The sequence below is a fragment of the Streptomyces sp. NPDC026672 genome (assembly GCF_040638185.1).
Lineage (GTDB): Bacteria > Actinomycetota > Actinomycetes > Streptomycetales > Streptomycetaceae > Streptomyces.
The window spans coordinates 190360-209189 of the sequence record NZ_JBEZXS010000007.1; the positions used below are offsets into that span (position 1 = coordinate 190360).

Consider the following 18830-nt stretch of genomic DNA (forward strand, 5'->3'; position numbering starts at 1 on the left):
GGCGGGGCGTGGTTCCGGTTGCTTTGACATCGTTGTCACCGCCTGGCCTCCGGTGCCGTACGGCCATGACGCCGAGCGGCCCCGACGCCGTACGGCAGCAGCGCTCCGCGGGCCCGCCCCCACCACCGGGGCAGAAAGGATCAAGCTGTGCCCTCACGATCTCCACGAGCAGGCCGAAGCCTCGGACTGGCACCCGTCGCCTGGCTCGCGGTCGTCCTGTACGGGATGTTTCTTCTGTACCCGCTGGTGCAGAGCCTCTTCCTCAGTTTCACGGACAGGAACCCCCTTCAGGAGGACAGTTCGTTCGTCGGGCTCGCCAACTACCGCGAGCTGCTGTCGGACGACCGGCTCCTGTCGAGTCTCCTGTTCACGTTGGTCGTGGTCGTGGCCGTCACGGTCATCGCCAACGCGGTGGGCCTGCTCCTCGCGATCGTCCTCAACCGCTCCTCGGCCAACTACCGGGTGATGCGGACCCTGATCTTCATCCCGCAGGTGCTGTCCGGTGTCATCGTCGGATTCATCTGGCGCAGCATCCTCACCCAGAACGGCCTGCTCAACAGCGCGTTGGCCCGGATCGGGCTGATCGACGAGCCCGTCGCCTGGCTCGGTGACGCACAACTGGCCGCCTTGTCGGTCTGTGCGGTCGTCAGCTGGATCACCATCGCCTTCGCCACCGTCGTCTACACCGCCTCGCTCCAGTCCGTCCCCCAGGAGCTGTACGAGGCGGCCCGGATGGACGGCGCCGGTGTCCTCGGCCGTCTCCGGCACGTGACCCTGCCCATGATCGCGCCCGGTACGACGATCAGTGTCGTGCTGTGCCTGATCACCACGCTGAAGCTCTACGACGTGATCGCCGTCCTCACCGGCGGTGGCCCGGCGGAGTCGACCCAGTCGACCGCCTTCTACCTGATCTCCGTGGCCTTCACCGACAACCGCTTCGGTTACGCCTCGTCCATCGCCATGTTCCTGCTGGTCCTGACCGCCGTGGTCTCGTACGGCGTCACCGCGCTGCTCCGCCGTAGGGAGGCGAACCTGTGAGCGCACCCACCACACGCACCGTCAGGACCGGCACGCCCGCCCGGAAGGCGGAGTCATCCCCCGGGAACGTGCCGTCGAGTGGTCCCACCCGCTCGGCCCGGACCACGGGGACCCGCCTGCGCGGCGGATCGCGTCTCGCCGGCGCCTGGCTGCTCACCCTGGTCTTCATCCTCCCGGTGTACGTCGCGTTCGTCAGCGCGTTCAAGACGCAGGACCGGATCGTCTCGAACCCGGCCGCCCCGCCGATCCCGTTCACCTTCGACAACATCGTCAACGCGCTGAGCCGACCGGACAACCTGGTCCAGGCGGGGCTGCTCAACTCGATCGTGGTGACGACGGCGACACTGGTCATCCTCGTCCCGCTCAGCTCCATGCTCGCCTTCTACATCTCCGAGCGCTCACCCCGCGTCAAAGGCGTTCTCCTCGCGGTGTTCGCGCTGGGGCTGATGGTTCCCCCGCAGGTGGTGCTGCTGCCGATCGTGACGCTGCTGCGGTCGATCGGTCTCGCCCACTCCTACGCGGGCCTCATCCTGTCCAACGTGGGCGGCGGATACCTGTCGTTCGCCGTCTTCGTCTACGTCGGTTTCCTGCGCACGATCCCGCGCGAGGTGATCGAGGCCGCGCGGATGGACGGCGCGGGAGATCTGCGACTGTGGTGGCGCATCGTCTTCCCCGTCGTGCGCCCCGCCACCGCGACCGTGGCGATCTTCCTGGGCCTGTGGGTGTGGAACGACTTCCTCAACCCGCAGTTCATCCTCGGCCCCCTCCAGGGCCAGACGATCACCACGGGCATCTATGTCTCGCTCGGCGCCTATTCGACCGACTACAGCCAGCTCTTCGGAATCATGTTCCTCGCCGCTGTCGTCCCCGTCGTGGGATATCTCGTCAGCCAGCGCGAATTCATCCACGGCCTCATGTCAGGAGCGTCCAAGTGAACCGGCCGATCGACGGTGTCCCGGCCCTGGACGAACTCGCCGGTGAGTGGACCGACCGCACGGAGCTGAACCATCTGCCGTCCCTGCGCAACCAGTGGGGCCAGGGCCATGTGAACGGCGACCTCACCTCGCTCTCCTGGCTCGCCTTCCCGCCGTACAGCGGTGGCTACCACACCGGAGTGTTACGCATCGACGGCTCCGTCCCGGCCGCCGAGCGACTGCGCTGGGCGCCCTGGGGTGTGCGGCGCAGTGCGGTGGCCGGCGCGCTGGAGGTCACCACCGAGGTGCGCATGGCGTACGAGCGCAGCCGTCTGCTGTGGCGGCTCGTGCTGCGCAACACCACGTCCGCACCCGTGACGGCGGAGGTGGAGCAGGAGTTGCTGGCCCCGTTCGCCCACTCGGAGGTGGACTGGGGCTGGCTCTACGGCAGTCCGTGGAACGACGGGCACCATCATGACTACTTCACCACCGAGCGCATCCGTGACGAGGCCGTCGCCGACCGGCCCCGCCAGGTGCAGTTCCTGCCCGTGGGGGAGCGCTGGATACGTCTCGGCAGCCCCCGCATCCCCGGTATCCAGCGGGACGAGGACTCCGAGCCGATGCTGCTGGAATCGGAGCTGCCCGACCACTCGACGCCGGACTCCGGGCGGGTCCGGGCACCGGGGGCGGCCTGCCGGATCAGGGAGATCGCCGTGCGCCGGGCCGCCACCGGCGAGATCCGACCGGTCGGTGACACCGGCCGGAAGGAGAGCGGCCTCGGGGTGGAGTACGACGGCCGGGCCGTGGAGCACACCGTGCGGCCCGACACCGATCAGCGGATCGGCACGGTGGGGCTCGGCGACGGAGACGTCCTCCAGTTCTCCGTACGCGTGGACACGCCCGAACAGACCGGGGTGATCATCACCCACGGCAACCACCCCGACTCGCTCCAAGTCGCCCTGGAGGAAGGGCGTCTCGCCCTGCGGATCGCCGGCGAGCGGCTGCTCGCCGCGGAACCGCTGGCCCCCGGAGCCTGGCACGCCGTGGCGGTGCTGGTCGCCGACACGGGGGCCGAACTGCTGCTGGACGACGCACCGTTGCTCGCGACCGCCGCCTGGTGGGAGGGTCAGCGCTGGACCGCCACCGCCCACGACCACACCGTCTCGATCGAGGATTCCCGGTCGCCCGCACACAGCGCGTACGCCTTCGCGGTACCGCCCGACTCCCTCGCCGCCGCGGGGGCACGCGGCACCGCCCGCTGGGACATCACACTCCAGCCGGGCGAGGAGACCGTCCTGGGCGTGGTGCTGGAGATCGGGGATGCGGCCGATGCCGTGACACACGAAGCGGAGGCGACCGCCGCGGCCTTCGCGGCCGAGTTCGACGCCGTGGCGGAACGCTGGCGCCGCACCTGGAACAGTGCCTTCGACCCGGGCGACACCGAGTTCTCCGGACATCTGCCGACCCTGCGCACCGAGGACACGGACCTCGCCCGCACGTACTACCTGGGCGCGCTACTGGCCGTCTACCTCCGCAACACCAAGGTCAGTCCGGTCGGCCCGGTGTTCCTGACCGGCGGGCCGCGCCTGGGCGCCACCACCACCTTCTTCTGGGACATCTCCGAGTGGGCCAGGACCGCGGCCCTGCTCGAACCCGACGGGCTGCGCCGCTGGATCCTCGCGGCACTGGCACAGCCGTACGAGCGCTGCCACTCCTTCGACACCCGCAACCTGCTGCCCGTGGGCAATCACTACTCGGCCAACGACCACGCGCTCTTCAGGACCGTGAAGGCGTACGTGGGGGTGACCGGTGATCTCACACTGCTCCACGAGAGCGCCGGCGCACGCACCGTGCTCCAGCACCTGCGCGAGATGGCGTTCCGCCCGAGGACACTGCGCGCCGCCTTCGGCGGGGGAGTGCTGGCCGACTTCGGCCGGGACGCCTGGGAACTGCTGGAGTGCGTGCCGAACTACCGTGACGCGGTGGTCTCGCTCAACGCCGGCTACGTCGGCATGCTGCGCTCCCTGGCCGCACTCCTGCACGCCCTCGGTGACGGGCACGAGGAGGAGGCGGCGGTCGCCGAGGCCGAGGCGGCCGAGCTGTCCGCCGCGGTCCTCGGACAGTACGCCGGGAACGGGCGTTGGATGATCTCCCATCCGGAGGGCGACGAAGTCATCGGCCACTGCCTGGACTTCGGGCTCGTCGCCGCCGACATGGCCGAGGACCTGTCGGCGGACCAGCGCGAGGAGATGGTCCGCTTCGTCACCCGACACCTCCTGGACGGCGACTGGATGCGCGCCCTCGACCCCGAGGACCCGGTCGCGCCGCTCTCGGACCGGCCCGACCACGGCGCCGCCGGTGCCTTCGCCGCCTGGCCCGGCGCCACCTCGTTCGGGCTGTGCCGACTCGGCCGCCCCGACATCGCGGCCGGGGTGCTGCGCCGGGCGCACCGCGCCACCTCGGGCGGGCTGTGGGGCCAGGCCATGGAGGTCGCGGCGGACGGCGGCTACCGCGTCGCGGGCCGGGGCGTCGCGAACCGGGACAGCAACGCCGCCGTCGCCGTGACGGAGGCCGTCCTCGCGGGGCTCTTCGGCATCGAGGCCGGGATCGAATCCCTGAGCAAGGACATCGGAACGACCCGTACCCCGTACGGGCGACTGGAGAACGTCCGGGCCATCGGCTTCGACCTGCCCAGGTCGCCGCAGTAGCGCCGGTTCCCGGAGGCCGGTGCGGTCGTGCGCGGCAACGCGACGGCCGCACCGCGCGGAAACACCCGTACCGCCCTCTCGCACGACCCCGACTCCAAGGACCCCGACTCGAAGGAGAGCCGCCATGGGGCAGGAGAGCACGAAGCGGAGAGCGATCCGCGCGTTCGGACGACCACGCGGGTACGCGGTGGCGGTGGCCCTGGCCGTCGCCGTACCCCTCGCGATTCCCGGCAGCGCGATCGCCGGGACGGACGGCAACGGGTCCGTACGGGCCCTGGCGGCGGGACCGCCGACGCCGGCCCAGCAGTGGGACGCCCTGCGGGCCAAGCTGGCCGGCATCAAGGGAGTCTGGACCGACCAGGCGTACTCGGGCTCGATATCGAACTCGATGCCCAACACCGCCCTGCTCGGCAACGGAGACGTCGGAGTGACCTCCGGCGGCAGCACGGGGGTCAAGACGTTCTACGTCTCCAAGGGGGACTTCTGGAACGCCAACCCGAGCCCGAAGCCGGCCCCCATCGGCGGGGTGACCATCACCGGCACCACCGCCCAGAACGGCACCAACCTCGCCATCGGCGCGCGCGCCACCGCCAGCAGCACCGAAGGGTCCTTCACCGCCGACCGGGCGGTCAACGGCCAGTGGGGGAGCGGCTACGAGGGCTGGGTGTCCCAGGTCGGCAAGCCGCAGTGGATCACCCTCGACCTGGGCTCCGTCAAGACCCTCGCCCGCTACGTCGTACGCAACGACAACGCGGCGCGCCCCGGCAACACCGCGTTCAACACCAAGAACATGGCCTTCCAGACCAGTGCGGACGGCACGAACTGGAACAACGTCGACACGGTGCAGAACAACACCGCCGATGTCGTCGACCGGTCCATCACGGCCGTACAGACCCGCTACATCAGGCTGAACATCACCGAGCCGACACAGGGCACGACACCCGACTCGACGCAGAACCCCCGTGCGCGGATCGGTCAGATCGAGTTGTACGCGCAGAGCGGCGGAGGCACGCCCTCGCCCGCACCGCCCTTCCGTGAGGAACAGAACATCGTCGACGGCACCGTCACGACGACGATGTCACTGGGCGACGCGCCCGTGTCCATGAAGACCTGGCTCGCCGCCGACAAGAACGTACTGGTCACCTCCGTCACCTCCACGGGCAGCCGGGCGGTGCAGCTCCAGGCGTCGACCTACGCGGGTGCCACCACGCCCAACTCCGCCTACAGCAACACCGCGGGGGTGGACGGCCAGGTGATGTGGGCCGAGCGCGCCACCGCCCCGGGCAGCAGATGGGTGTCGCGCGGAGCCCTTGCCACCACCGTCCTGGACGCCTCCGCCGTTCAGACACCGACCGTCTCGGGCGCCACCGCCAGGACCGTCTTCACCCTCCCCGCGGGCGCGACCGTCAGGATCGTCACCCAGATCGGCGGCGGCGGACAGAACCCCTCGGCGCCGCACAACGACGCGGTGACCCAGGTGCGCACCCAGACCACCGGTTCGCTGGCCACCCTGGACACCCAGCGCGCCGACTGGTGGAAGAACTACTGGATGCGCTCGGGCGTCGAACTCGGCGACGCCGTGCTGGAGAAGTTCTACTACGCGGCGCAGTACTTCATCGGGGCGTCGAGCCGGAGCGGGAAGATAGCCCCCGCGCTCTACGGGATCTGGACCACCACGGACAATCCGCAGTTCAGCGGCGACTACCACCTCAACTACAACGCGCAGGCCCCGTTCTACGGTGTCTACTCCAGCAACCGCCCGGAACTCTCCCTGCCGTTCCACGAGGCGATCCTCGCGTACGTCCCCGAGGCACAGCGCCGGGCCAAGCAGGACCTGAACCGGGTGAAGCCCGACTACATCAGCAGGCGCTTCCCGAGCGGCGGGGTGCCGGCCGGTGTGCTCTTCCCCGTGGGGATCGGCCCGTACGGCACGACGACCGACGACCAGTACCACCAGCAGGTCTCCAACTCCCTCTTCTCCGCCTCCCAGTTCGTCTCCTACTACGAGTACACGCAGGACACCGAGTTCCTCAGGACCAAGGCGTATCCCTTCCTCTCCCAGGTCGCGCAGTTCTTCGAGAGCTACCTCGAACGCGACTCCGCCGGCCGGTACTCGCTGTGGAGCGGTCCGCACGAGGGCACCTGGGGCCAGAACTCCTCGGCCGACCTCGGTCTGCTGAAGCAGGTGCTGTCCACCCTGATCGCGGGCAGCCAGAAGCTCGGTGTCGACGCCGACCGCCGTGCCACCTGGCAGAACATCCTCAACAACCTGCCGGCGCAGCCGACCACGGTGTTCAACGGCAGGACGGTGTACTCACTGGCGACCCCCGGCACCATGCAGGGGTCCGACACCCGGGACATCCACCCCGGCGACAACACCGTCAACCTCGAATTCATCCAGCCCGCCGACCAACTCGGCGTCAACTCCGACCCGGCGAAGCTGCGCATCGGTGTCGACACCCTCGACGCCATGAACTCCTGGGGCCAGGACAACAGCTTCCCCAAGGTGTTCAACCAGGCGGCCAGGGTCGGATATCCGGCGCAATCACTGATCGACAGGTTCAAGCAGGTCATCAACGCGCACCTCGCGCCGAACCTGCGGATCGCCGACCCGTTCCACGGGATCGAGAAGTCCGGAGCGACCGACGCGGTCAACAGCATGCTGGCCCAGAGCGACCAGGGGATCATCACCCTGTTCCCGGTGTGGCCGGCCGGCAAGAACGCGAGCTTCTGGCAGCTCCGCCAGAAGGGAGCGTTCGTGGTGTCCAGCGCGAAGGAGAACGATCGTGTCAGCTACGTCGAGGTCACCAGCAAGGCCGGCGGCACACTGCGGCTGAAGAACCCGTGGACCACGGGCGCCTTCACCGTGACCGACACCGGCGGCGCGGCGGTGCCGTACACCACGGCGAACGGGGTGATCTCCGTCCAGACGGCGGTGGACCGCACCTACCGCATCGTGCCTGTCTGATCCGGGCCTGGCTCGGCGTTCCGCACCCCCGGACACACTGATCCGGGACCGGACACTTCCCTCCGGGCCGGCCACCGCAGCCGTGGACCGCGTGCTCCGGTCTCCCCCGCCGATCGCGGGCGGGGGAGACCGGAGGCGGAGAACCGGCCGTGACCGCTACGGGCCGCCGGGCGGCCGACCGCCTGCTGCGGCCACCACGGAGCCGGCGATCACGGAAGACCCGCAGGCAGTCGCGTAGTACCCCGGTACCACGCGCCGGTCGCGGGTCAGCCTCTCGGTACCACGGATCGGGACGGAACGGGCCCTAGCGTGGCCGGTGAGGCGTCGCGAGGGACGGACGCCGTAGGCCGACCGAGGGAAACGCGCATGATCGACGCACGGCAGCTGACCAAGAGGTACGGCGAGAAGACGGCCGTCGACGGGCTGGACTTCGTCGTGAAGCCGGGCACGGTGACCGGCTTTCTGGGGCCCAACGGTGCGGGGAAGTCCACGACGATGCGCATGATCGTCGGCCTCGACGCCCCGACGAGCGGCTCCGTCACCGTCAACGGCCGGCACTACGCCCGCCACCAGGCCCCGCTCCAGGAGGTCGGCGCCCTGCTGGAGGCGAAGTCGATCCACCCGGGTCGTTCGGCGTACAACCACCTCACGGCCCTCGCGCTGACCCACGGCATCCCGCGCCGCCGGGTCGGTGAGGTCATCGACCTCGCCGGGCTCGGCGGTGTGGCGAAGAAGCGGGCCGGGGCCTTCTCCCTCGGCATGGGCCAGCGGCTGGGCATCGCGGCGGCACTGCTGGGCGATCCGCGGACGATCATGCTGGACGAGCCGGTCAACGGGCTGGACCCGGAGGGTGTGCTCTGGATCCGCAACCTGCTCAAGGCACTCGCCGACGAAGGCCGCACGGTGTTCGTCTCCTCGCACCTGATGAGCGAGATGGCCCTGGTGGCGGACCACCTGATCATCGTCGGGCGGGGGCGGCTGCTCGCCGACACCACCGTGGCGGACCTGATCCGCGAGGCGGGCGGCGACACGGTGAAGGTCGCGACGCAGGACCCGGCGCGGCTTCGGGACGTACTGGCCGGGCCGGGTGTCGACATCACCGGGCACATCGGCTCCGAGGAACTACAGGTGACCGGGGTGACCGCCCGCGAGATCGGGCTGAAGGCGGCCGAACACGGGATCGCGCTGTTCGAGCTGAGCGCCCGGACGGTGTCGCTGGAGGAGGCGTTCATGAACCTGACCAGGGACGCCGTGGAGTACCACGGCTCCACGACCGGGATCGAGACCCTCGGGAGGACGGCATGAGCACCCTCACCGCGACGGCCGAGGAACCCCGGACCGCCCCCGCCCGCCCCGCCTACCGGGTGACCGGGCGGCGCGTACTCGCCTCCGAATGGGCCAAGCTGTGGTCCCTCCGTTCGACCTGGATCACCCTGGGGCTCGGCCTGCTGTTCCTGGTGGCGTTCGGGCTGATCGCCGCGAGCCGCTACAAGTCGGGGATCAACTCCGGCCACCTGGACGGGGACTTCGCCTCGTCCACGGCCGTCAGGCTGTCCCTCTTCGGCACGAACTTCGCCCAGCTGGCCCTCGGTGTACTCGGCGTGCTGGTCACGGCGGGCGAGTACTCGACCGGCATGATCCGCTCGACGCTCGCGGCCGTGCCCCGCCGACTGCCCGTGCTGTGGTCCAAGGCGGCGGTGTTCGGGCTGGTCGCACTCGTGGTGGGCCTGCTGGGCGCGTTCGTCGCCTTCCTGTTCGGCAGCGGCATCGTCTCGGGCACGCCCGCTGCCATGGGCCTGACACACGCGGGTGTGCTGCGGAGTCTGCTGGGCGCCGGGCTGTACCTCGGCCTGGTCGGGGTGATCGGTACCGCCCTGGGCGCGCTGCTGCGGTCGGTGGCCGGTGGCATCTCGGTGCTGGTGGCCACCCTCATGCTGATCCCGGGACTGATCTCGCTGCTCCCGAGCTCCTGGCAGAACGACATCAGCCCCTATCTGCCCTCCAACGCGGGGGAGTCGATGTTCGCCCTGACCCATGACTCGACGACCCTGTCGCCGGGCGCCGGGCTGCTGGTCTTCCTGTGCTGGACGGCACTGGTGCTGGGCGGCGCGGCGTACCGGCTCGCGCGCAGCGACGTCTGACACCTGCACCATGGACGGGTGACATTCGTGACCACCGACGACCTCAGCGGCATGGGACCGCTGGTCGCCCGGCTCTCCCGGGGCGGCCAGCGGCTGCGGCAGGCCGACCGGGCACATCCGTGGGTGCTGGACACCGCGGTCGTGGTCCTGGTCTTCCTGATGTTCTGCCTGCCCGACCTGCTCCACGGCACCCACGGAGACGCTGCGGGTGACGGTGACGGGCCCGGCCGGTTCCGGCTCGCCTTCACGCGGCTGCCCGTCGCGGGAGTGCTGGCACTGCAGGCCGGACTGGTACTGCCCCTGCTGTGGCGTCGTCGTCGTCCCGAGGCGGCCTTCGGAGTCATCGCCGCGGTGTTCGTCCTGCAGTGGTCCCTCGGTGCGGCGCTGCGCGCGGACGTCGCTCTCTTCGTCGCCCTGTACAGCCTGGCCCTGCACGGACGGCTGAGGCGGCTGCCGTGGGCCTGCGCCGCCATGGCGGGCGCCATGGCACTGGTCGCCGTACGCGCGTCCTCGGCCGTGTCCGTCTGGGACGCGCTGTTCTTCCTGCTGAGCACCGCGACCGCGGCCCTCGCGCTCGGTCTGATGGTCCGCATCCGCCGCGCCCAACTGGCCGGACTGCGGGACCGGGCCGCCCGGCTGGAGATAGAGCGCGATCAGCGCAGCAGGCTGGCCGCCGCCACCGAACGCACCCGGGTGGCACGCGAGATGCACGACATCGTCGGCCACAACCTGTCCGTCATCATCACGCTCGCCGACGCCGGCGCCTACGCCACCGACACCGCTCCCGAACGAGGCAAGGAGGCCCTGCGGCTCATCGGCGACACCGGCCGACAGGCCCTCGGCGAACTGCGACGGGTGCTCGGTGTGCTGCGCGAGCCGGCGGACGGTCCCGCAGCAGGGCCCGAACTCAGCCCGCAGCCCGGCATCGCGGACATCGAGGCACTGTGCGCGAAGGTGCGCGCCGCCGGACTGGAGGTCGTCTACCGGACCTCGGGCGATGTGGACGCCTTGGACGGCGGGGTACAGCTGACGGCGTACCGCATCGTCCAGGAGGCCCTGACCAACACCCTGAAGCACGCCGACAGCGACACCCGGGTGCGCTTGTCGCTCGTCGAGACGGACACCCGGCTGACCATCCGGGTCCAGGACACCGGACCGGCGACACCGCCCGGACCGCTTGAGGAAGGACACGGCCTGGTGGGCATGCGGGAGAGGGCGGCGCTCTACGGCGGGACCGTCAGCGCGGGGCCGGCACGCGGCGGAGGATGGAGCGTCGAGGCGGTCCTCGACCTCACGCCCCGAGGCGGTGCCCGGTGACCACCGTGCTCATCGTGGACGACCAGCCGCTGCAACGCTATGCCTTCCGCATCCTCCTGGACTCCGTCCCCGAGACCGAGGTCGTCGGTGAGGCCGCCCACGGTGCGGAGGCCGTCCGCAAGGCCGCCGAACTGCGCCCGGACGTCGTCCTGATGGACATCCGCATGCCCGGCATGGACGGCATCGAGGCCACCCGCCGCATCGTCGCCGCCGGAGAGCGCTCACGCGTGCTCATGCTCACCACGTTCGACCTCGACGAGTACGTCCACGCCGCCCTTCGCGCCGGCGCCAGCGGCTTCCTCCTGAAGGACGCGCGCCCCGAGGAACTCCTCGCCGGCATCCGGGCCGTCGCCGTCGGCGACGCGGTCATCGCGCCCGCGCTCACCCGGCGCCTCCTGGACGAGTTCGCCCAGTACGTCCCTGCCCACCGGGGCGACCTCGCCGAAGACCCGAGGCTCACCTCCCTCACCGAACGCGAGCGCGAGATCCTCGTCGCCGTCGGCAAGGGCTGGACCAACGGCGAGATCGCCACCCGCTTCGTCCTGTCCGAGTCCACCGTCAAGACCCACGTGGGCCGAGTCCTGTCCAAGATCGGCGCTCGCGACCGCATCCAGGCGGTGATTTTCGCCTACGACCACGGGCTCACTCGCCCGAACGTGGACTGAGCGACGAGCGGCGGCCGGTTGCCTCTCCCGCCTCTCCCCCTTCGCGAGGGACCGTTGGCTGCCGGCCTTTGACGCTCCTACCCTGCGTGGGGTGATGACAGCTGATGACGTGTTGTTCGTCCTGGACCTGTTGCGGCGGGCGGAGACGGACGTCTGGGTCGGTGGCGGATGGGGGATCGACGCTCTGATCGGGGAGCGGACCCGAGACCATCGCGACCTCGACTTGATGCACCGGCAAGACCAGGAGGCCGCCGTGTTGGCGGCCCTCTCCGCGGCAGGTTTCGTGGAGAGCCTGGACTGGAGGCCCATCCGATTCGTCGTGACGGCTCCGGACGGGCGGGAGATCGACCTTCATCCGCTGGTCTTCGCCGATGACGGCTCGGCAGCGCAGGCGTCTCCCGAGCCGCGATACCCCTTCACCTATCCCTCCTCCTGCTTCGTGTCGGGCACCATCCGGGGGACGCCTGTCCCGTGCTTGTCCGCCGAGCAGCAGGTCTACTTCCACCAGGGATACGAACCGTCGGAACGCGACCGGCACGACATGGCACAACTTCGCCGCGTCTTCGGGATCGCCACGCACTTTTGATCCAGGCGAGGGGCTATGGCTGTTCGGTTGCGGCTGTGCTCTTCTCCGGTACGGGCCGGGGTGTGAGTCGGAGGGCGCAGGCGGCTGCTCCTGTCGCCGAGCCGACGTTGTACCCGGAGCCGAGCCAGGCGTTCGCTCGCTGATGGCCGGTCACGTCTGCTGGGTCGGGCGGATGACGATTTCGTTGACCGCGACGTAGCGGGGGTTCTGGACGATGAAGTTCACAGCCCGGGCGATGTCCTCGGGCTGGAGGTAGTCGATCTCCCCGAACATGGCCGTGAAGCCCTCGGCCGAGCCCTCGCGGTGGTCGAACAGCTCGGTGTCCACGCGCCCGGGCTCGATGACCGACACACGCAGGTGCCGCTGTGCGAACTCCTGCCGCAGCGCCTCGGTGAACGCGGTGACACCGAACTTGGTGGCGTTGTAGCCCGCGGTGGTCGCGACGGCGAAGCGGCCGGCGACCGACGAGATGTTCACCAGGTCGGCGACCTGGCGAGGGCCGTCCTGCGCGGCGGCGAGCAGGTGCGGGATCGCGGGCTTCGTCACGTTGAGCAGGCCGCGGAGGTTGATGTCGATCATGCGGTCCCAGTCCTGCAGCGTCAGCTCCTCGGTGGGCCCGTTGAGCATGAGGCCGGCCGCGTTCACCACCGTGTCGAGACGACCCAGCTCGGTGACGGTGCGCTCCACGGCGGCAGCGGCCGCGGCGGCGTCCGTCAGGTCGGCCGCGATGGTCAGCACGGTGCCGTCGGCCGCACGGATCTCGTCCGCGAGCTCGTCGAGGCGATCGGCGCGACGCGCGACGACCGCCACCGAAGCGCCGGCGGCTGCCAGGCGAAGGGCGGTGGTCCGGCCGATGCCGCTGGACGCTCCGGTGACGAGCGCGACGGTGCCGTTCAGGTTCTCTGCCATGGGATTGCTCCTCGGTTGTCATATCGGCTTGCACTTCATGACAACAGCGGGGCCGACCGTCCGGAACGAGTTGGCAGGCACCCGTGCAACGGGTACTCGCAGTGCCAGTTAGCAGCCCCCGATCGAGAGTGCGGGGGAGAGAATGGTCGCCATGACCTCCTTCGGGTCCCTCGGCGAGTTCCTCCGCTCACGCCGCGCCCGCATCGACCCCGACGCCGTCGGCCTGCCGCCCTCACCGGTTCCGCGGCGCGGTCGCGGGCTGCGTCGCGAGGAGGTCGCCGTGCTCGCGGGCGTGAGCGTCGACTACTACGCCAGGCTCGAGCAGGGCCGCATCGGCAATGTGTCCGATCAGGTACTCACCGCCATCGAAGACGCCCTCCGCCTCGACCCGCTCGAACGCGACCACCTGCGCAGCCTCGTCGGAACCGGCCCTGCGAAGCCTCCTCGCGTCGCGCCCCCGGCGCGGTCCCGTGTGCGGGTGAGCATGCGGACCTTCATCAACGCGATCGACCCCGTTCCCGCGCTGCTGCAAGGGCCACGGATGGAGGTGCTCGCCTGGAACCGGGCCGCGTCGATCCTGCTGACCGACTTCGGTGCGCTGCCGGTCGCCGAGCGGAACGTCGCCCGCTGGCTCTTCCTCGACCAGTCCACGCGTACCCGGTACCCGGACTGGGAGCAGATCGCCGCGCCCACGGTCGCCGCCCTGCGCGCCTACCATGATCCGCGCGTCCCCGACGAGGCGCTGGAGCGGCTCGTCGGGGAGCTGTCCGTCGCGTCCAGCGAGTTCGCCCGGTACTGGGCCGACTACCGACTCTTCAAGCACACCCACGGGAAGAAGCGGATCTTCCATCCCATGGTCGGGGAGATGACGCTCAACTACGAGACCCTCGACATCCCTGACTCCGGCGGTCAGTTCCTCTCGACCTATACCGCCGACGTCGGCTCGCCCTCGGAAGAGAAGCTGAACATCCTCATGAGCTGGGGCGGCGAACCGGCGGACACGGAGCACGCCGACGAGCCTGCCGACCGGCCCGCCGAGAGCGAGCAGCCCCGACACGACCGACGCTGATTTCACCCGACCACGGCCCACCCGACCACGGCCCACCCGGCCGACGCGCCGGCGTCGGGTACGTGGCGGACGGCGGCGATGACGACTGCGGCGCCGAGTGCGTACGGACCGTAGCCGCGCTCGCTCATGATCCGCCCGGCCTCCTTCACGGGAGGGCAGCTGCCGCAGCCGGTGTGGCCTGCGGGTTTCAGGGTTTGGTGAGGGGCCCGGAGTGCAGTGCGTTCAGACGGCGCCGGTAGTCGTCCTCGTCGATCTCCCCGCGGGCCAGCCGCTCACGGAGGATGTCCTCGGCCGAGGGTGCGGCCGGGGTGTGGGTGTGGTCGTGCTCCTGGGGCCGCGTGAGGGCGCGGAAGAGGAGCACGGCGACTGTGATGATCAGCGCCCAGAAGAGGATCATGCCGGCCGACATCGCGAACCAGCCCCAGCCGCTGACGTCATGGTCGTACCAGAACATCATCGCCACTCACCTGCTTCGGCCTTTGCTTCGGCCCTGTTCGTGGCCGGATGCCGAGGGGCACCCGGTGGCCCGTGCCTTCACTCGCATCGTCCCGCTGCCCGTCGTGGTGGTCTGGGGCCGGTTGGTCCAGGACCGGTGGGCCAATGCGCTCATAGCAGGTAGGGACAGGCGGGCGCAGGCTGGAGAAGGGAACCTACGAGGGAGGTGAGCGGCCCGTGGGCGCCCTCGAAGTTGTTGTCGTCCTGGCCTCGGCCGTGCTGATCGCCGCGCTGGGCTGGTACTTCTTCGGACCGCGCCGTGCCGGTGCCGCCCGGCTGGAAGGCGGGGTGCAGCGGGTGGAAGTGACGGTGCGCGGCGGCTACAGCCCCGACCTGATCAAGGTCCGCGAGGGTACGCCGGTGGAGCTGGTCTTCGACCGGCAGGAGGCCGGAGAGTGCACCTCCCGTGTGCTTTTCCCCGACCTGCGGGTGGGTGCGGGCCTGCCCGCCCACACCCGCACCACCGTACGGCTCAACCCCGGCCGTCCGGGTTCCTTCGGGTTCACCTGCGGCATGAACATGGTCCACGGAACGCTGCTGGTCGAACCTGCGGAACCTGTTGGAACAGCGGATGACTCCGCGCCGCCCGCCCCGGACGGCCACGGGACGACAATCGCGCCTCCTCTCCCCCCTCCTACGGCTGGCGGGCCGCCTGCGGGTGAGGGCGACCGGACACCGGCCGAGGAACGAACCCCGGCCGAGATGGAGGCCGCGGACCTCTCCGAGCGGCAGGCCGAGATCAAGGACCTCACCCACAGGGTCCTGCTGGGCGCGGTGCTCACCGCCCCGGTCCTGTTCGCGGTGATGGCGCACGAACTGTTCGGCGCCGAGTTGGTGCCCGGCTGGATGCTGAATCACTGGCTGCAACTGGCACTGATCACGCCGGTGATGTTCTACACCGGGCGGCCGATCCACGAGACGGGCCGGCTGACCCTGCGCCACCGCGCCGCCGACATGAACTCCCTGATCACCCTGGGTACGAGTGCCGCCTACGGCTACAGCCTGCTGGTCACCCTCGCCCCCGGCCTGCTGCCCGAGGACCTGCGGGAGGTCTACTTCGAGGCTGTCGGCGTGATCCTGACCCTGATCCTGCTCGGACGGCTGCTGGAGGCGCGGGCGAAGGCCGGCACCGGCGAGGCCATCCGCGCTCTCCTGGGCCTACAGGCCCGCACGGCTCGTGTCGTCCGGGACGGAACCGAGAGTGAGATGCCCGTAGAGGACGTCATCGTCGGAGACACACTCGTCATCCGGCCCGGAGAGAAGATTCCCGTCGACGCCGAGGTGCTCTCCGGCTCCTCCGCGGTGGACGAGTCGATGGTGACCGGCGAGCCGATGCCGGTCACCAAGCACACCGGGGACACCGTCATCGGCGCCACCGTCAACGGCACCGGATCCCTGCGGATGCGGGCGGCCAAGGTCGGCGCGGACACGATGCTCGCCCGGATCATCCGCCTGGTGCAGCAGGCCCAGGCGTCCAAGGCCCCCATCCAGCGACTCGCGGACGCCGTGTCGGCGTACTTCGTACCCGCGGTCATCGCGATCGCGATCGGCACCTTCGCCGTCTGGTTCACCCTGGGGCCGTCCCCGGCCCTGACCCTGGCGCTGGTCTCCGCGGTCGCGGTGCTGATCATCGCCTGCCCGTGCGCGCTGGGCCTGGCCACGCCGCTGTCGGTGATGGTCGGCACCGGCAAGGGCGCCCAGGCCGGCATCCTGATCCGTTCCGCCGAAGCCCTGGAGACCGCGCACAAGCTGGACACCGTCGTACTGGACAAGACCGGCACCGTCACCGCGGGCAAGCCCGTCCTGACCGACGTCCACCCCGTCGGCGGATTCGACGAGACCACGCTGCTGCGGCTGGTCGCGGGGGCCGAGGCCGACAGTGAACACCCGCTCGCGCAGGCCATGGTCACCGGTGTCCGCGACCGTGGCCTTCACCCACCGGCGGCGACGGGCTTCGACTCGGTCACCGGCAAGGGTGTCCAGGCCACCGTCGACGGACACGCCGTCCTGGTCGGCACCGCCCGGCTGCTGGGCGACGTCGGCATCAACACCACCGCACTGGACCCCGTCGCGGCCGCCCTCTCCGCCGAGGGCAGGACCCCCGTCCTCGCCGCGGTGGACGGACGGCCCGCAGGTGTGCTCGCCGTCGCCGACACCGTCAAGGACGACTCCGCCACCGCCATCGCCGCCCTCCAGCGCCTCGGCGTCGACGTCGTCATGCTCACCGGCGACAACGCCCGCACCGCCGCCGCGATCGCCGCCCAGGTCGGCATCGGCCGGGTGCTGGCAGACGTGCTGCCCGAGCACAAGGCCGACGAGATCCGCCGCCTGCAGAGCGAGGGCCGCATCGTCGGCATGGTCGGCGACGGCATCAACGACGCCCCCGCCCTGGCCGCCGCCGACGTCGGACTGGCCATCGGTACCGGCACCGACGTGGCCATCGAGGCCGCGGACATCACCCTCATCTCCGGCTCGCTCGGAGGTGTCGTCACCGCGATCCGGCTGTCGCGGGCCACCATGCGCAACATCCGGCAGAACCTGTTCTTCGCCCTCGTCTACAACGCCGTCGGCATCCCCCTCGCCGCAGGCGCCCTCTACCCGCTGTGGGGCATCCGCCTCAGCCCGATCGTCGCCGCCGCGGCCATGGCACTCAGCTCCCTGTCGGTCGTCACCAACGCCTCCCGGCTACGCCACTGGCACACCCAGCCACTGCCCGACACCCAGCCGTCGCCCGACACCCGGCCCACCCGCGTCGGCCCCTCCACCCAGGACAACAGCAACACCCTGGTCGCGGACCCGGTGTGCGGCATGCGGGTCGAGAAGTCGACCGCTCCCGAACACCGCCGGACCGAGCACGGCACCTACTACTTCTGCTCCGCCCACTGCGCCACCACCTTCGACACCGCCCCGGACCGCTACACCGCACCCACCACCGGCGGCACGGGCGAGGGAGACGAATGATGGAACACCTGGAGACCGAGGCCGTGACGGCCCTCGTGAAGGACGCCACGGCCGCTCCGTCCATGTACAACGCGCAGCCGTGGACGTTCCGCTTCCTCCGTGACAGCGGCGCGTTGCAGCTGTACGCGGATGTCGGGCGCGCCATGCCTCGCTCCGATCCGGACAACCGTGCCCTGTGCCTCGGCTGCGGTGCCGCCCTGTTCAACCTGCGGGTCGCCGCCGTACACGCGGGCCGGGAGCCGACCGTCGAGCTCCTGCCTGATCCCGGGGACCCGCACCTGCTCGCAACGGTGCGGCTGACCGATCCGATGCGCACCGCAGGCGGCCTGGCCGAGCTGTACCCCGCCATTCACCGGCGGCACACCAGCCGCGAGCCGTTCAGGGAGACGGAGGTACCTCCCGAGGTGCTGGCCGCTCTCCGCCACGGCGCCGAGCTCGAAGGGGCACAGCTGGCCGTACCCGGGCTCTGGCACGTGCAGATGCTGCTGGACCTGGTCCACGACGCGGAGGGGCACGACTCCGTTGATGCCGGACGCATCGAGGAACTGGCCCGCTGGACCCGCATCGGAGCCGAGGAAGCCGGTGCCGACGACGGCATCCCGGAGTACGCCTTCGGGCCCCGCACACGGGACGGCCGGGCTCCGGTACGCGATTTCGCCGGCCGGCGTCCCATGGCCGGCCGCAGGGCAGCCGTGTTCGAGCGGGCACCTCATCTGGCCCTGCTGGGCACGGCGGGTGACGGGCCGGAGGACTGGTTGCGCGCGGGGCAGGCCATGGAGCGGGTCCTGCTCCTGGCCACCGTGCACGGACTGTCCACCTCCCTCACCTCCCACGCCCTGGAGTGGAACGATCTCCGCTGGCTCGCTCGCGACCCGGCCACGGCGATGGGATATGTGCAGATGGTGCTGCGCCTCGGGTACGGCCCCGAGGTCCGTGCGACTCCCCGCCGCCCGGTGGATGACGTACTCGCCATCGTGTGAACACGGGCAGCTGTCGGCCGCGGGGCGTGGTCGGGTCCGCGCCGCTCACGCCGCGACACGGGAACCCCCGCACCCCGGA

General features: G+C 70.5%; 15 protein-coding genes. 12 read left to right on the plus strand and 3 right to left on the minus strand.

Annotated features, from left to right (window positions below; genetic code table 11):
• Positions 1-225: 225 nt before the first annotated feature.
• The 9 genes from AB0F77_RS10785 to AB0F77_RS10825 all read left to right on the plus strand — a co-directional run bounded on the left by AB0F77_RS10785 (position 226) and on the right by AB0F77_RS10825 (position 12337).
• Positions 226-1038, plus strand: a complete 813-nt coding sequence (locus AB0F77_RS10785; protein ID WP_361944781.1) for a sugar ABC transporter permease — start codon at positions 226-228, stop codon at positions 1036-1038.
• The gene (locus AB0F77_RS10790) at positions 1035-1973 is read left to right on the plus strand and encodes a carbohydrate ABC transporter permease (RefSeq protein WP_361944784.1); all 939 of its coding nucleotides are present in this window, start codon (positions 1035-1037) and stop codon (positions 1971-1973) included. Before AB0F77_RS10785 ends, AB0F77_RS10790 begins: the two co-directional genes overlap by 4 nt.
• Positions 1970-4660: a hypothetical protein gene (locus AB0F77_RS10795; RefSeq protein WP_361944787.1), complete on the plus strand. Its 2691-nt coding sequence runs from the start codon at positions 1970-1972 to the stop codon at positions 4658-4660. The genes AB0F77_RS10790 and AB0F77_RS10795 overlap by 4 nt, the downstream gene beginning before the upstream one ends.
• A 124-nt stretch (positions 4661-4784) precedes the next feature.
• The gene (locus AB0F77_RS10800) at positions 4785-7628 is read left to right on the plus strand and encodes a discoidin domain-containing protein (RefSeq protein WP_361944790.1); all 2844 of its coding nucleotides are present in this window, start codon (positions 4785-4787) and stop codon (positions 7626-7628) included.
• 366 nt (positions 7629-7994) lie between these two features.
• Complete coding sequence (locus AB0F77_RS10805; RefSeq protein ID WP_361944793.1) at positions 7995-8933, plus strand: ATP-binding cassette domain-containing protein; 939 nt, start codon at positions 7995-7997, stop codon at positions 8931-8933.
• Positions 8930-9769 carry an ABC transporter permease gene (locus AB0F77_RS10810; RefSeq protein WP_361944796.1) on the plus strand — a complete coding sequence of 280 codons (840 nt, stop codon included), beginning with the start codon at positions 8930-8932 and terminating at the stop codon, positions 9767-9769. Before AB0F77_RS10805 ends, AB0F77_RS10810 begins: the two co-directional genes overlap by 4 nt.
• A gap of 27 nt (positions 9770-9796) precedes the next feature.
• Positions 9797-11086 (plus strand): sensor histidine kinase, encoded by a 1290-nt coding sequence (locus AB0F77_RS10815; RefSeq protein WP_361945132.1) that lies wholly within the window; start codon positions 9797-9799, stop codon positions 11084-11086.
• Positions 11083-11751 carry a response regulator transcription factor gene (locus tag AB0F77_RS10820; protein WP_361944798.1) on the plus strand — a complete coding sequence of 223 codons (669 nt, stop codon included), beginning with the start codon at positions 11083-11085 and terminating at the stop codon, positions 11749-11751. Before AB0F77_RS10815 ends, AB0F77_RS10820 begins: the two co-directional genes overlap by 4 nt.
• 94 nt (positions 11752-11845) lie before the next feature.
• Complete coding sequence (locus AB0F77_RS10825; RefSeq protein WP_361944800.1) at positions 11846-12337, plus strand: amino acid transporter; 492 nt, start codon at positions 11846-11848, stop codon at positions 12335-12337.
• A gap of 150 nt (positions 12338-12487) precedes the next feature.
• Here the strand turns inward: AB0F77_RS10825 and AB0F77_RS10830 are convergent, their stop codons facing one another.
• The gene (locus AB0F77_RS10830; protein ID WP_361944803.1) at positions 12488-13246 is read right to left on the minus strand and encodes an SDR family NAD(P)-dependent oxidoreductase; all 759 of its coding nucleotides are present in this window, start codon (positions 13244-13246) and stop codon (positions 12488-12490) included.
• Between the two features lie 151 nt (positions 13247-13397).
• Between AB0F77_RS10830 and AB0F77_RS10835 the strand changes: the two genes are divergently transcribed.
• A complete protein-coding gene (locus tag AB0F77_RS10835) occupies positions 13398-14315 on the plus strand; it encodes a helix-turn-helix transcriptional regulator (protein ID WP_361944806.1) in 918 nt (305 codons plus the stop codon).
• Between the two features lie 2 nt (positions 14316-14317).
• Here AB0F77_RS10835 and AB0F77_RS10840 read toward each other — a convergent pair whose 3' ends face one another.
• Both AB0F77_RS10840 and AB0F77_RS10845 read right to left on the minus strand, forming a co-directional pair.
• On the minus strand, positions 14318-14443 hold the full coding sequence (locus tag AB0F77_RS10840; RefSeq protein ID WP_361944809.1) for a hypothetical protein: 126 nt from the start codon (positions 14441-14443) through the stop codon (positions 14318-14320).
• Positions 14444-14502: 59 nt separating this feature from the next.
• Positions 14503-14772: an SHOCT domain-containing protein gene (locus AB0F77_RS10845; protein ID WP_361944812.1), complete on the minus strand. Its 270-nt coding sequence runs from the start codon at positions 14770-14772 to the stop codon at positions 14503-14505.
• 215 nt (positions 14773-14987) lie between these two features.
• On the opposite strand from AB0F77_RS10845, the gene AB0F77_RS10850 reads away from it, so the two are divergent.
• Entirely contained in the window at positions 14988-17771 is a 2784-nt protein-coding gene (locus tag AB0F77_RS10850) for a heavy metal translocating P-type ATPase (RefSeq protein WP_361944815.1), read from the plus strand.
• Positions 17771-18751: a nitroreductase family protein gene (locus AB0F77_RS10855; protein WP_361944818.1), complete on the plus strand. Its 981-nt coding sequence runs from the start codon at positions 17771-17773 to the stop codon at positions 18749-18751. Before AB0F77_RS10850 ends, AB0F77_RS10855 begins: the two co-directional genes overlap by 1 nt.
• The last annotated feature ends 79 nt before the right edge of the window (positions 18752-18830 follow it).